The sequence below is a fragment of the Rhodanobacter sp. Col0626 genome, from assembly GCF_049994385.1.
In the GTDB taxonomy this organism is placed as follows: Bacteria; Pseudomonadota; Gammaproteobacteria; order Xanthomonadales; family Rhodanobacteraceae; genus Rhodanobacter.
The window spans coordinates 3620974-3634025 of the sequence record NZ_CP188260.1; the positions used below are offsets into that span (position 1 = coordinate 3620974).

A 13052-nucleotide genomic window follows, 5' to 3' on the forward strand; every position below is an offset into this window, starting at 1 on the left:
TCAATGGAAATTTCCGCGATCAGGCAGTCCAGCCTGCGCATACAGTTTGGAACGCAGGCGCTCCCGCAGGCCCGGTGTCCATCGCACGATAAATCTCGCACCACGGCGCACTACCCGAATCCGCAGCAGCGCGCGCATCAGGTTACCGACCCGACGCTGTGGGCCCCCAGACCAAGTCGACACCGCTCTCAACGGCTGCGTCAGACGCCAGGAATGACTTCTTTCCATATCGGCCAGCTTGTCTGTCAACGCCCTGCGCTCACGGTCCAGACCGCTGATGCGCTGCAGTTGTTCCGTGTTCGCCACCAGGATTTCCCGATAATCGACCTGCAGAAGCTCGAGCCGATCACGTATCACCGCGTGATCATGTTCAATGTCGACCAACCGCCCCAGCCGCTGTTCTGCCACCATGCGCCAGTCCAAGGCCGCTGGCTCGGACGGGTTGCTCCCGTCGCCATTTTCAGGTGCCGTGCCGCGAGATTCGTTCATCTTTCCACTCCGTCCGCCGGTCGAACCGTGGCAACCAGGTTCATCAGATAGCTTCGTCCAGTTCTCGACCGACCAGACTCAATCGCTGCGCCAATACTTTCATACACGCCTCGACTGAAAAATCACGCGCCATGTCCCGCGCCGCAGTCTCGCCCAGGCGGCGGCCCAGGGCGCGATCTTCGTACAGCGAGCGCATGTGCTGCGCCGCATGTCGTGGATCGGGGTCGGCCCATTGCTGGCCGTCTGCGTAAGGGTATTCGCCGCGGCGCACGGGGATCATCCGGTAGTTCACCAGACAGCTGTTCGTGGCCGTCATGAATTCCATATTGCCGGAATAGGCAGTCGCCACCACGGCTTTGCCCATGCACATCGCCTCGGCCATGCCCAGCCCGAAGCCCTCGCAGCGATGCAGGGACACATACACGTCGATGCACCGGTGCAATGCTTGCAGGTCACGGCGTTCAAGCATGTCGTCGCGCACCAGAATGCGCGGGTCACGCGCGGCGGCACTCAACAATTGCATCAGCGCCACCGTATTGCGATCGCCGTTGCTCGACTTGATAAGCAGCGTGACTTTTTCATCCCCTCGCGGAAACGCCCGGCAGAACGCATTGATGACCGCATGGGGGTTTTTCCTGGCGACCGTCGAGTTGAAATCGAAAGAGCAGAAAAAGACGTAATCGTCGTCACGCAAATCGAAATGCCCGCGTTGCAAACCGCTGTCGTTTCCCGCTGACGCCAATGGCAATGGCACGCGTGTCACCGGCTTGTTGCAGATCCGTCGCATGGCCTGTTCGACGAAAGCCGACGAAACCATGATTTCATCGACCTGGTCGATCGCCAGTCTCCAATCCTCCGGAAAATTCTCCAGCTCCCAAAACCAGTAACCGATCACATAGCGGTTCTGGCCCGCCGAAATGCCCGTACTCAGCAACGTGTCTTCCCAGTGATCCGGATTGACAAAGATCAGATCGCACGTGAAAGACGCTGCCGCGCCGAGGTGGCCGGCCAGCGTATGGTCGTGCCGGGCGTGCGGAATATTGATATCCACGTCGTGCAGCGAAACCGGATAATTCGTGGCGAGCATCGCGTTGGCGTAGAGTCGCGCGCATTCCCCAAGTCCAAGCCAACGGGAAAGATAGCCATGGAGATTGACTCCACGGGCCGTCCCCGCGACCTGTTCGACATGACGAGCCACCGGCGCGCCGATGACGATCGGCGAATTCTGCCAGTCAGCGGTTCGCTTGAATCCCAGGCCTTGCTTGATCGGCCGCTCCAGCCGGCCACGTACCCATTGCCGGATCGACAGCGGGATCCCCTGGCGAAGCCCGGCCCAGCGCGGACTCGACAACGTCCGCATGAGAAAGCTCCTCAAGATCGGATGAAATGTTTTCAGGGAAGGTACCGACACGACCACCTCGAGTACATCTGGAACACGCATTTCATCACGACACGACATGTCAAGAGCGATCAACAGCCGCACTTCCGCGCCGACGCCATGTTCTCAAATTGTGCTACGCGCGAACATGGCTAGTGGGCCTGAGCCATGCCGTTCTGCCACTCGTCATCCCTGATATGACAGAATACTTTGGATCAACTTGGAGGGATACATGAAGACACTGCTGGTCACCGGCGGAGCCGGCTTCATCGGTGCGAATTTCGTGTTGCAGGCCGTCGCCGACGGGCTGCAGATCGTCAACCTGGACAAGCTCACCTACGCCGGCAACCCGGATACGCTGGCTTCGTTGCAGGATAACGACGGCCACGTTTTCGTGCATGGCGACATCGGTGACCGGGCGTTGGTGGCGAAACTGCTGGCCGAACACCGGCCCGACGCCATCGTCAATTTCGCGGCCGAATCGCACGTCGACCGCTCGATCGATGGCCCGGCCGAATTCGTGCAGACCAACGTCGTCGGCACGCTGGGCCTGCTGGAATGTGCCCGCGACTACTGGCGCGGCCTTGAAGGTGCCGCGCGTGAAGGATTCCGCTTTCTGCACGTGTCGACCGACGAGGTCTACGGCTCGCTGGGTGCCGAGGGCAAGTTCACGGAAACCACGCCCTACGCGCCAAATTCACCGTACTCGGCGTCCAAGGCCGCTTCCGATCACCTGGTGCGCGCGTTCCAGCATACCTACGGGCTGCCCACGCTGACCACCAACTGCTCGAACAACTACGGTCCGTACCAGTTCCCGGAGAAGCTCATCCCGCTGGTGATCCAGAAGGCACTGGCCGGCGAACCGCTGCCGGTTTACGGCGATGGCAAGAACATTCGCGACTGGCTGTTCGTCGGCGACCATTGCAGCGCGATCCGCCGGGTGCTGGAAGCCGGCCGCGTCGGCGAGACCTACAACGTCGGCGGCAACGCCGAACGCGAGAATATCGCCGTGGTGAAGACGATCTGCGCCTTGCTCGACGCCCGCCAGCCGTTGGCCGATGGCCGTCCGCGCGAGTCGCTGATCACGTATGTGAAAGATCGTCCCGGCCACGACCGCCGCTACGCGATCGACTCCAGCAAGCTGCAGGACGAGCTGGGCTGGAAACCATCGCAGACGTTTGAAACGGGTATCGCCCAGACGGTGGACTGGTATCTCGCGCAGCAACCCTGGGTGCAACGGGTACTCGACGGCAGCTACCGGATGGAGCGCCTCGGCTCATGAAGCCGGGATCACCAAGGATTCGCGCATGAGCCACACGCAGAAAGGCATCATCCTCGCCGGCGGTTCCGGCACCCGGCTGTATCCGATCACCCGCGCGGTAAGCAAGCAGCTGCTGCCGGTGTACGACAAGCCGATGATCTACTACCCGCTGGCTACCTTGATGCTGGCCGGCATCCGCGAAGTGCTGATGATCAACACGCCGCACGAGCAGGAGATGTTCCAGCGCCTGCTCGGCGACGGCTCGCAGTGGGGCCTCGACATTCGCTACGCCGTGCAACCCTCGCCGGACGGTTTGGCGCAGGCATTCACCATCGGCCGCGACTTCATCGACGGCAAGCCCAGCTGCCTGGTGCTCGGCGACAACATCTTCTACGGCGTGGGCCTGACCGAACGGCTCAAGCGCGCGGCAGTACGCGACCACGGCGCGACCGTGTTCGGTTACTGGGTGAAGGATCCGGAACGCTATGGCGTGGCGGAGTTCGATGACGCCGGCCGCGTGATCGGGCTGGAAGAGAAACCCGCCAAACCCAAGTCCCACTACGCGGTCACCGGCCTGTATTTCTATGATGGCCGCGTCTGCGACTACGCCGCGGCGCTGAAACCCTCGCCACGTGGCGAACTCGAAATCACCGATCTCAACCGCTGCTACCTGGAAGACAACTCGCTGCACCTGGAGCAGCTCGGCCGCGGTTTCGCCTGGCTCGACACCGGCACCCACGACTCGCTGATGGAAGCGGGCAACTACATCGAGACCATCGAAAACCGCCAGGGCCTCAAGGTGTGCTGCCCCGAGGAGATCGCCTACCTCAACGGCTGGATCGACACCGAGCAGTTGCTGGCGCTGGCCGCGCCGCTGGCCAAGACCGGCTATGGCCATTATCTGCAGCAATTGATCACGCAAGGTCACGTACGATGAAGGTGATTGAAACCGCACTGCCCGGCGCCCTGATTCTCGAGCCCCAGGTGTTCGGCGATGCCCGCGGCTTCTTCTACGAGAGCTACAACGAGGCGAAGTACCGCGACGCCGGCGTCGATCACCGCTTCGTCCAGTCCAACGTCTCGCGCTCCGCCCGCGGCGTGTTGCGCGGCCTGCATTACCAGTGGCCGAATCCACAGGGCAAGCTGGTCAGCGTGCTGGAGGGCGAGGTTTATGACGTGGCGGTGGATATACGTCGCGGGTCGCCCACGTTCGGGCGATCGATCGGCGTGATGCTGACCGCCGACAACCATCGGCACTTCTGGATACCGGAGGGCTTTGCGCACGGTTTCTGCGTGGTTTCCGACTTCGCCACCTTCAGCTACCAATGCACCGCGCTGTACGACGCCCAGGCCGACGCCGGTATCCGCTGGAACGACGCGGCGCTCGGCATCGACTGGCCGATCAGCGAGCCGCTGCTGTCGGATAAGGACGGCAAGACCCCGCTGTTGCAGGACGTTGCGGCGGAGCGGCTGCCGGTTTTCGTACCTTGAAAATTCTGCTGTCCGGTGCCAATGGCCAGCTTGGCCGTACGTTCCTCGACCATGGCGGTCTCGCTGCGCGCGGCGAAATCGTCGCCGCCACCCGCGACGGCGTGTTGGCGGCCGGTGGACACGGCGAGGTCGCCGACCTGTCGATTCCCGAATCATTGCCCGTCCTGCTCGATCGCCTGCGGCCGGAGGTGATCATCAATGCCGCCGCGTACACCGCCGTCGATCGCGCCGAGCAGGAAGAGTCGCTGGCCATCCGCGTCAACGGCGAATCCGTCGGCGTGCTGGGCGATTGGGCCGCCGCACACGGCGCGCTGGTCATCCACTACTCCACCGACTACGTGTTCGATGGCAGCCAGTCACAACCCTATGCCGTGGAAGCACCGACCGGTCCGCTGGGCGCCTATGGCCGCAGCAAGCTGGCCGGCGAACAGGCGTTGCGCGAAAGCGGCGCCGATCACCTGACCTTCCGCACTGCCTGGGTCTACGCCGCGCACGGCCACAACTTCCTGCGCACCATGCTGCGGCTCGGCGCCGAGCGCGACGAATTGCGTGTGGTGGCCGACCAGCACGGCGCACCGACCGATACCCGGTTGATCGTCGGCGCCACCCTCGCCGCACTCGATTGCTGGCGACAGGCCGACAGCGCGGGCCGGCGCACGCTGGTGGGCACGCATCATCTGGTCGCCAGTGGCGCAACCACCTGGCATGGTTTCGCCAGCGCGATCTTCGAGCAGGCCAGCGCGTCGGGCCTGCTCGCGCGCTCACCACGCGTGCTGCCGATCGGCAGCGCCGAATTCCCCACCCCCGCCGTGCGTCCGGCGTGGTCGCTGCTGGACAATCGCGACTTCCAGCAGCACTTCGGCTACGCCCTGCCCGACTGGCAACAAGGCTTGCAACAGGTCATGCACCAGCTCGCCACCCCAGGACATTGAGCCCATGTTGATCCCCCTCATTCTCAGCGGCGGCAGCGGCACCCGGCTGTGGCCGGTATCGCGACGGAACCTGCCCAAGCAATTCCTCGAGCTGGCCGGCAAGGGCACGCTGTTCCAGCAAACCATCGCGCGTACACGGCAATTGCCTGATGTCGTCGCGCCGATCGTGGTGGCCAGCGAGGATCACCGTTTCCTCGCCGCCGACCAGCTGCTGGAAGCCGGCGTCGAAGACGCCACCATCGTGCTGGAGCCGTTGGCCCGCAATACCGCCCCGGCGATCGCGCTGGGCGCGCTGCAGGCGCTGGAGCGCCATGCCGATGCCCTGCTGCTGGTGTTGCCGGCAGACCACCTGATCGGCGACACGGAGGCGTTTGTCGATGCAGTGAAGCTGGCCACGCCGCTGGCCGAGCAAGGTTGGCTGGTCACCTTCGGCATCCGCCCGGATCGGCCGGAAACCGGATTCGGCTACATCCGTCGTGCCGAGGCGATCGACGATCACGGTTTTCGTGTCGAACAGTTCGTCGAGAAGCCCGACCTCGCCACTGCCGGCACCTACCTCGCTGACGGCGGCTATGACTGGAACTCCGGCATGTTCCTGTTCAAGGCCTCGCGCTATCTGGAAGAACTGGCCACGCACGCGCCGACCATGCTGGCCGCGGTGCGCGAGGCACACGCCAAAGCCTCGGCCGACCTCGATTTCGTGCGCATTGATCACGACGCGTTTGCGCAGGTGCCCGACGATTCGATCGATTATGCGGTGATGGAGAAAACCCAGCGCGCCGCGGTGATCCCGGTCAGCTGTGCGTGGAGCGACATCGGCTCGTGGTCGGCGCTGTGGCTGACCGGCGACAAGGACGCCGATGGCAATCTGTGCGAAGGCGACACCATGGCGGTGGACACGCGCAACTCGTTGCTGCGTTCGCACGACCGCCACCTGGTCGCCACCGTCGGCGTCGACGACCTGATCGTGGTGACCACGCCGGACGCCACCCTGGTGGCGCATCGCGACGCCGCGCAGGATGTGAAGAAGATCGTCGAACAACTCAAGGCCGCCGGTCGCAGCGAGCATTCGCTGCACCGCGTGGTTCATCGGCCATGGGGCAATTACGATTCGCTGGAGTCGGGTGAGCGGTTCCAGGTCAAGCGTATCCAGGTCAAGCCCGGTGCGTCCCTGAGCCTGCAAAAGCATCACCATCGTGCCGAGCACTGGATTGTCGTGTCCGGCACCGCCGAGGTCACCTGCGACGACAAGGTGTTCCTGCTTGGTGAAAACCAGAGCACCTACATTCCGCTGGGCAGCAAGCACCGCCTGCGCAACCCCGGCAAGGTTCCGCTGGAACTGATCGAAGTGCAGTCCGGCAGCTATCTGGGCGAAGACGACATCGTGCGCTACGACGATGTCTACGGCCGCGCATGAGCGCCCGCGACGGTAGAGGGCGCGCCTGAAGGAGCATGGCGTTTCCCGCCATGCAACATGCAACCGACACGGTTTGCCTGCATGATCGCCCGCTTGCCACCAGGGCGCTTCCCTCATGCGGACAAAACCCGAACTGTCGTTCTGGCAGATCTGGAACATGTGTTTCGGTTTCCTCGGTATCCAGTTCGGCTTTGCGCTGCAGACGGCTGACGTCAGCCGCATCTTCCAGACACTGGGCGCGTCGCTGGAACAGATCCCCGTGCTGTGGGTGGCGGCGCCGATCACCGGCCTGATCGTGCAGCCGATCATCGGGCACCTGTCCGACCGCACCTGGACAAGACTCGGGCGGCGCCGCCCGTATTTCCTCGCTGGTGCGATCCTCGCCGCGCTGTCGCTGCTGTGGATGCCCAATGCGCCGACGCTGTGGATGGCGGCGGCGTTGCTGTGGCTGATGGATGCATCGATCAATATTTCGATGGAGCCATTCCGCGCCTTCGTCGGCGACCAGCTGCCGGTTCGCCAGCGTCCGCTGGGCTACTCGATGCAGAGCTTCTTCATCGGCATCGGCGCCGTGATCGCCTCCGCCATGCCGTGGTTGCTGGCCAAATGCGGCGTCAGCAACAGCGCACCGGGTGGCGGCATTCCCGACACCGTGACCTGGTCGTTCTACGCCGGTGGCGCGGTACTGCTCGGCGCCGTGTTGTGGACCGTGCTCAGCACCCGCGAATATCCGCCGGACCAATTGCAGGCCTTCGATCCCGCGCCGGTCGAAGCGGCCCGCAACCGTAGTGAAGGCACCGCGCGCAGAGGGATGCTCTGGATACTGGGTGGCGTGCTTGTGGCCACGCTGATCGCTGGCTTCCGGTTGCAACACGAAATGTACCTGCTGGTTGCCGGGCTGATGGCCTACGGTGCGTCCCTGCTGTGGCTGGCACAGACACGCAGCCAAGGCATGCTCGCGCAGGTGCTGGACGACCTGCGTGCCATGCCCGCGGTGATGCGCCAGCTCGCGTGGGTGCAGTTGTTCTCGTGGTTCGCCCTGTTCGCCATGTGGATCTATGCCACCGCCGTGGTGACCCAAGTGCATTTCGGCAGCACCGACCCGAGCTCGGTGGCCTACAACGACGGTGCCAACTGGGTCGGCGTGCTGTTCGCCGCCTACAACGGCTTTGCCGCGCTCGCGGCGCTGGTCATTCCGCTGATGGTGCGCCGCTGGGGGTTGCGCGTCAGTCACCTGATCAACCTGTGGCTGGGTGGCGCGGGGCTGCTGTCCTTCCTGGTCATCCGCAATCCGGACTGGCTGCTGCTGTCGATGCTCGGCGTCGGTTTCGCCTGGGCGTCGATCCTGTCGCTGCCCTACGCCATGCTCTCGGACAACCTGCCGGCGGCCAAGATGGGCGTCTACATGGGCATCTTCAATTTCTTCATCGTCATTCCGCAGCTGGTCGCCGCGAGCGTGCTGGGCGAACTGCTCAAGCGGTTCTTCCATGGCCAGCCGATATGGGCGCTCGCGCTGGGCGGTGCGAGTCTGCTGCTGGCCGGACTGTGCGCGCTGCGCGTGCGGATCGAGGTGGAACCGGCTTGATCCACAGGTCATGAATCCGATAGTTCAGCTATCCGGTTGGACAAACGCCGCCGATGTACCGCGCCGCGCCAGTTCCTACCATGGCAGCTGACCTGGGCCGGGACGAACGCCGCCCGAACCGAACGGAGCTGACGGCATGACGATTGACCTCGATCGACCCTATCCGCTGTCGGAGCGGCAGATCGCCGATTTCCGCCGCGATGGTTTCATCCGGCTCAAGGACGTGTTCAACGCCGCGGAGCTGCGTCATTACGGCGACGAGATCACCCGGCTGACCATCGCACTCAATACCCAGGCACTGCCGCTGGAGCAACGCAGCACCTATGACCGTGCCTTCCTGCAGGTGATGAACCTGTGGGAGGAGAGCGGGCAGGTGCGGGAATTCGTGTTCGGCCGCCGCCTGGCCGGACTTGCAGCAGCGTTGTTGCAGGTCGATGGCGTGCGGCTCTACCACGATCAATCGCTGTACAAGGAACCACGCGGCGGCATCACGCCGGCGCATGCGGACCAGTACTACTGGCCGGTCGACAGCGACCGCACGATTACCGCCTGGGTACCCTTGCAGGCGGTGCCGCAGGAGATGGGTCCGCTGGCTTTCTTCGCCGGCAGCCAGGACGTGGAGTTCGGCCGCGACCTGGGTATTTCCGATGAGAGCGAGCGCGCGATCACCGCGAACATGGAAGCACGGGGCTTCCGCGTGGTGGACGAGCCTTTCGCGCTGGGCGAGGTGAGCTTCCACCTCGGCTGGACCTTCCATCGCGCCGGCCCGAACCGCTCGACGCAACCGCGCTCGGTGATGACGGTGATCTACATGGATCGCGACATGAAACTGAAGGCGCCCAGCAACACGATGCAACAGGCCGATTGGGAACGCTGGTGTCCCGGCGCGACCATCGACGCGGTGATCGACACGCCGAAGAACCCGCTGCTGTTCGAACGCACGACATGAGCGTTGGTGTTGTCAGCGGACCAGCATTGATCTCCGACGGCAACGGCCGTTTCACGTTCGAAACGATCGATGTCGATCCGCCCGGCCTGGGCGAGGTGCGTATCGCGATCGCGGCCGCCGGCGTCTGCCACACCGACCATGCGTCGCTGCGCTGGCCCGGACCGCTGGTGATGGGCCACGAAGGTGCCGGTCATGTCGAACAGATCGGCGCAGGCGTGCAGGGTTTGCAGATCGGACAACCCGTGCTGCTGAACTGGGCGATTCCGTGCGGCAGCTGTTTCCAGTGCGCGCAGGGTGCCGACGCGCTGTGCGAGCGCACCCACGAACTCGATGTGCCCCGGCTCGGCCACAGTCGCGCCCATGCCGGTGCCACGCGATGGCAGGGACGGCCGATCGAGCGCTCGTTCCACCTGGGCACCTTTTCGCGTTACACGGTGGTGCGCGCGGAGGCGGTGACTCCATTGCCTGCGGACCTGCCGGTGGAGATTGCGTGCATCCTGGGTTGCGCGGTGATGACTGGTGTGGGTTCGGCGATCAATGTCGCGGCGATTCAGCCCGGTGCCACGGTGGCGGTGCTTGGTTGCGGCGGTGTCGGGCTCAACGTGATCCAGGGCGCGCGCATCGCCGGAGCCGAGGTCATCATCGCCATCGATCGCGTGCAGGCCCGGCTCGATCGCGCGATCGAGCTCGGTGCCACCCACGCGCTGCTGGCCAACGATGACGATCCACAGCACATGCAGCTGATCGCCGCGGTGCGGACATTGAGTAACGGCCGCGGCGTGGATCACGCGTTCGAGGCCACCGGCGTGCCCGCGCTCGCGCTGCTGCCGCTGCAGCTGGTCCGCAATGGCGGCGACGCGCTGCAGGTCAGCGGTGCCCATGGACCGGCCACGCTCGACCTGCCGCAGTTGTTCTGGAACAAGCGCTACATGGCGCCGCTGTACGGCGGCTGCGTGCCGGCCCGCGACTTTCCGCGATTGTTCGACTGGGTAGCCGATGGCCGTCTTGAACTCGTTTCGCTGATCAGCCATCGCTATCCGCTGGACGCGCTCGACCAGGCTTTCGACGACATGCTGTCCGGCCGCAGCAGCAAGGGCGTGTTGCGCATCGCATGAACACCATATTCCGCACCATCGAGCGATCCGACCCGACCATCACCGCAACGGGATTGGACTTCATCACCGTCAAGAGCTCAGCACTCGGCGGGCGGGCCGACGTCACCTTGTTCGTTCCCCCCGCGGCGAAGAACGTAGCGGACTTGCCGATCGTGATCCTGCTACACGGCGTGTTCGGTTCGCACTGGGCCTGGGCGCTGAAAGGGGCAGCGCATCTCACCGCCGCCCGCTTGATCGACGAGGGCGCATTGCCGCCGATCGCGCTATTGATGCCGTCGGACGGCTTGTGCGGCGATGGCTCGGGTTACGTGGCGCATGCCCGCCAGGATGCCGAGCGCTGGATCATCGACGAAGTGCCCATGCTGGCGCGCGAGATAGTCGAAGGCTGCACCGCACGCTCGCCGCTGCTGGTGGCGGGCCTGAGCATGGGCGGCTTCGGCGCCTTGCGTCTGGCTGGCAAATACCGGCAGCGCCTGACCGCCGCCGCCGCGCTTTCATCGATGACCGATGTCGCGCAATTCGCGCCATTGATCGAGGAAAGTTCCGCAAGCTGGAGCACTGCACCAGCCGACCGCAGCGTGCTGGCCGCGCTGACCGAAACCGGCGACAACGGGCCGCTGCCGCCGATCCGCTTCGCCTGTGGCCGCCACGATCCTTACCTGGACGCCAACCGCGAACTGCATCGTGCATTGCAACGGGCCGGCATCGCGCATCACTACGTGGAAGAAGATGGCGATCACGACTGGAGCTACTGGGCCGGAGCACTGGACGCCACACTGCGGTTCTTCGGCGACGTATTGCACCAGCATCCCTGAAACGGAGCGCACCGCATGAGCAAGGCAAGATCACTGATCGCATGTTTCGTCATCGCCCTGCTGGGTTCGGCTGCGCTGCCTGCGCTTGCCGTCGATGCACCGCCACGCGCCAAGCCCGCCGACGAAGTGTTCTACCAGATCTTCGAGCGCAGCTTTGCCGACAGCAACGGCGACCACATCGGCGACCTCAAAGGCCTGACCGGCAAGCTCGATTACCTGAAGCAGCTGGGCATCACCTCGATCCTGCTCACCCCGCTGCAGCCATCGCCGTACTACCACAACTATTTCGCTACCGAATTCAAGGCGATCGAACCCGCCTACGGTTCGATGGATGATTATTTCGCGTTCGTCCGCGCAGCCCACGCGCGCGGTCTGAAGGTGTATCTGGACGAGGAATTCCAGTACGTCGCCGAAGGCCATCCATGGAGGCGCGATTCGATCGGCAAACCCCACGCGACATATGCCGACTACCTGCTGTGGCGCGATCCGCAACACCGCGTGGCCGAGCCCTTTCTCGATCACGCCACGTGGGACGGCTACGACGGCCGCCATATCGGTATCGCGATGGTCGACCTGAACCAGCCTGCGGTAAAACGCTACTTCCTGCATCTGCTGCTGTTCTGGGCCGATCCCCACGGCGACGGCAGCGGCCGCGATGGTGTCGACGGTTTCCGCATCGACCACATGATGGACGACCTGGATGACAAGGGCCTGGACAAAAACCTGTTTGCGGATTTCTGGACACCGCTGTTCCGCGCGCTGAAAGCGCGCCGGCCGGAGCTGCGCATCCTGGCCGAGCAGGCCGGCTGGGGCTACGGCGATGCGTGGCTGACGCGCGGCCATGCCGACCTGGTATTTGCGTTCCCGTTACGCGGCGCGCTGGCGCAGCTCGACAAACACGCCATCGTCAAGACGCTGCGCGCCACGGCCGCCGCCACGCCGGCGGGCAAGGACCAGGTGATCATGCTGGAAAACCACGACATCGACCGCTTCATGTCGCTGGTCGACGGCAACCCGGCAAAGGCGCGCGTCGGTGCCGCCATTGCGCTGATGCTGAAGGGCGAGCCGCTGATCTACTACGGCCAGGAACTGGGCATGCGCGGACGTCCGCTGAAAAATGTTCCGGTATCCGATGCCGTCCAGATCCCCATGCGCGAGGCGTTCCGCTGGAAAGCCGACCTGGCCGCACCCGGCTCGGCCACCTGGTACCAGGGTCCGCAGCGCTGGTGGACCGAACGCTTCAACCGCTCGAACGACGGCGTTTCGCTGGAGGAAGAGCAGGCACAGCCAGGCTCGTTGTACCACTGGTACCGAAAGCTGCTGGCATTGCGCCGCGCGAGGCCCGAACTACGCGAAGGCAGCCAGCGCATCCTGTGCGACGATGCTTCCGCCGTGCTGTGCATCCTGCGCGAGGACGGGCCGCGACGTACGCTGCTGATCGCCAACCTCGGCGATACCGAGGCACGGCCCGTGCTCGACCCGGCACTGCTCGGCGATGCATCGTGGTTCGACCTGCTGGGCGATGGGAAACAGCCGGTCGATGCCAGCCTCCATCCCATGCAGGTGCGCATACTGGGCACCCACTGAGACGCACATGACCGGTTGAACGCCGGCGAGGAT

Annotated in this window: 12 protein-coding genes; 10 read left to right on the forward strand and 2 right to left on the reverse strand. The window is 64.4% G+C overall.

What is annotated here, in order from left to right:
- Both ACPPVV_RS15920 and ACPPVV_RS15925 read right to left on the reverse strand, forming a co-directional pair.
- On the reverse strand, positions 1–489 hold the full coding sequence (locus ACPPVV_RS15920; RefSeq protein ID WP_426700846.1) for a hypothetical protein: 489 nt from the start codon (positions 487–489) through the stop codon (positions 1–3).
- Positions 490–532: 43 nt separating this feature from the next.
- A complete protein-coding gene (locus tag ACPPVV_RS15925) occupies positions 533–1963 on the reverse strand; it encodes a glycosyltransferase family 4 protein (protein ID WP_426700847.1) in 1431 nt (476 codons plus the stop codon).
- Between the two features lie 136 nt (positions 1964–2099).
- Here ACPPVV_RS15925 and rfbB point away from each other — a divergent pair, with 136 nt between their 5' ends.
- From rfbB to ACPPVV_RS15975, 10 genes are all read left to right on the forward strand, one after another.
- A complete protein-coding gene (rfbB, locus tag ACPPVV_RS15930; RefSeq protein ID WP_426700848.1) occupies positions 2100–3149 on the forward strand; it encodes a dTDP-glucose 4,6-dehydratase in 1050 nt (349 codons plus the stop codon).
- Between the two features lie 25 nt (positions 3150–3174).
- Complete coding sequence (gene rfbA, locus ACPPVV_RS15935) at positions 3175–4065, forward strand: glucose-1-phosphate thymidylyltransferase RfbA (protein ID WP_426700849.1); 891 nt, start codon at positions 3175–3177, stop codon at positions 4063–4065.
- Positions 4062–4619: a dTDP-4-dehydrorhamnose 3,5-epimerase gene (gene rfbC / locus ACPPVV_RS15940; protein WP_426700850.1), complete on the forward strand. Its 558-nt coding sequence runs from the start codon at positions 4062–4064 to the stop codon at positions 4617–4619. The genes rfbA and rfbC overlap by 4 nt, the downstream gene beginning before the upstream one ends.
- The gene (gene rfbD, locus ACPPVV_RS15945) at positions 4616–5551 is read left to right on the forward strand and encodes a dTDP-4-dehydrorhamnose reductase (protein WP_426700851.1); all 936 of its coding nucleotides are present in this window, start codon (positions 4616–4618) and stop codon (positions 5549–5551) included. Before rfbC ends, rfbD begins: the two co-directional genes overlap by 4 nt.
- Before the next feature lie 4 nt (positions 5552–5555).
- Positions 5556–6968: a mannose-1-phosphate guanylyltransferase/mannose-6-phosphate isomerase gene (locus ACPPVV_RS15950; protein WP_426700852.1), complete on the forward strand. Its 1413-nt coding sequence runs from the start codon at positions 5556–5558 to the stop codon at positions 6966–6968.
- Between the two features lie 115 nt (positions 6969–7083).
- Positions 7084–8553, forward strand: coding sequence for an MFS transporter (locus ACPPVV_RS15955; protein ID WP_426700853.1), 1470 nt, complete (start codon positions 7084–7086; stop codon positions 8551–8553).
- A 136-nt stretch (positions 8554–8689) separates the two neighbouring features.
- Positions 8690–9502, forward strand: coding sequence for a phytanoyl-CoA dioxygenase family protein (locus ACPPVV_RS15960; protein WP_426700854.1), 813 nt, complete (start codon positions 8690–8692; stop codon positions 9500–9502).
- Positions 9499–10617, forward strand: coding sequence for an alcohol dehydrogenase catalytic domain-containing protein (locus ACPPVV_RS15965; RefSeq protein ID WP_426700855.1), 1119 nt, complete (start codon positions 9499–9501; stop codon positions 10615–10617). The genes ACPPVV_RS15960 and ACPPVV_RS15965 overlap by 4 nt, the downstream gene beginning before the upstream one ends.
- Positions 10614–11432, forward strand: coding sequence for an alpha/beta hydrolase (locus ACPPVV_RS15970; protein WP_426700856.1), 819 nt, complete (start codon positions 10614–10616; stop codon positions 11430–11432). Before ACPPVV_RS15965 ends, ACPPVV_RS15970 begins: the two co-directional genes overlap by 4 nt.
- 15 nt (positions 11433–11447) lie before the next feature.
- Positions 11448–13019 (forward strand): alpha-amylase family glycosyl hydrolase, encoded by a 1572-nt coding sequence (locus tag ACPPVV_RS15975; protein ID WP_426700857.1) that lies wholly within the window; start codon positions 11448–11450, stop codon positions 13017–13019.
- Positions 13020–13052 lie beyond the last annotated feature (33 nt).

Excerpts from the sequence above, each read along its gene's own strand:
- ACPPVV_RS15920 (WP_426700846.1), bottom strand. The coding sequence starts at position 489 with ATGAACGAATCTCGCGGCACGGCACCTGAAAATGGCGACGGGAGCAAC.
- rfbB (WP_426700848.1), top strand. The coding sequence starts at position 2,100 with ATGAAGACACTGCTGGTCACCGGCGGAGCCGGCTTCATCGGTGCGAAT.
- rfbA (WP_426700849.1), top strand. The coding sequence starts at position 3,175 with ATGAGCCACACGCAGAAAGGCATCATCCTCGCCGGCGGTTCCGGCACC.
- rfbC (WP_426700850.1), top strand. The coding sequence starts at position 4,062 with ATGAAGGTGATTGAAACCGCACTGCCCGGCGCCCTGATTCTCGAGCCC.
- ACPPVV_RS15950 (WP_426700852.1), top strand. The coding sequence starts at position 5,556 with ATGTTGATCCCCCTCATTCTCAGCGGCGGCAGCGGCACCCGGCTGTGG.
- ACPPVV_RS15955 (WP_426700853.1), top strand. The coding sequence starts at position 7,084 with ATGCGGACAAAACCCGAACTGTCGTTCTGGCAGATCTGGAACATGTGT.
- ACPPVV_RS15960 (WP_426700854.1), top strand. The coding sequence starts at position 8,690 with ATGACGATTGACCTCGATCGACCCTATCCGCTGTCGGAGCGGCAGATC.
- ACPPVV_RS15965 (WP_426700855.1), top strand. The coding sequence starts at position 9,499 with ATGAGCGTTGGTGTTGTCAGCGGACCAGCATTGATCTCCGACGGCAAC.
- ACPPVV_RS15970 (WP_426700856.1), top strand. The coding sequence starts at position 10,614 with ATGAACACCATATTCCGCACCATCGAGCGATCCGACCCGACCATCACC.
- ACPPVV_RS15975 (WP_426700857.1), top strand. The coding sequence starts at position 11,448 with ATGAGCAAGGCAAGATCACTGATCGCATGTTTCGTCATCGCCCTGCTG.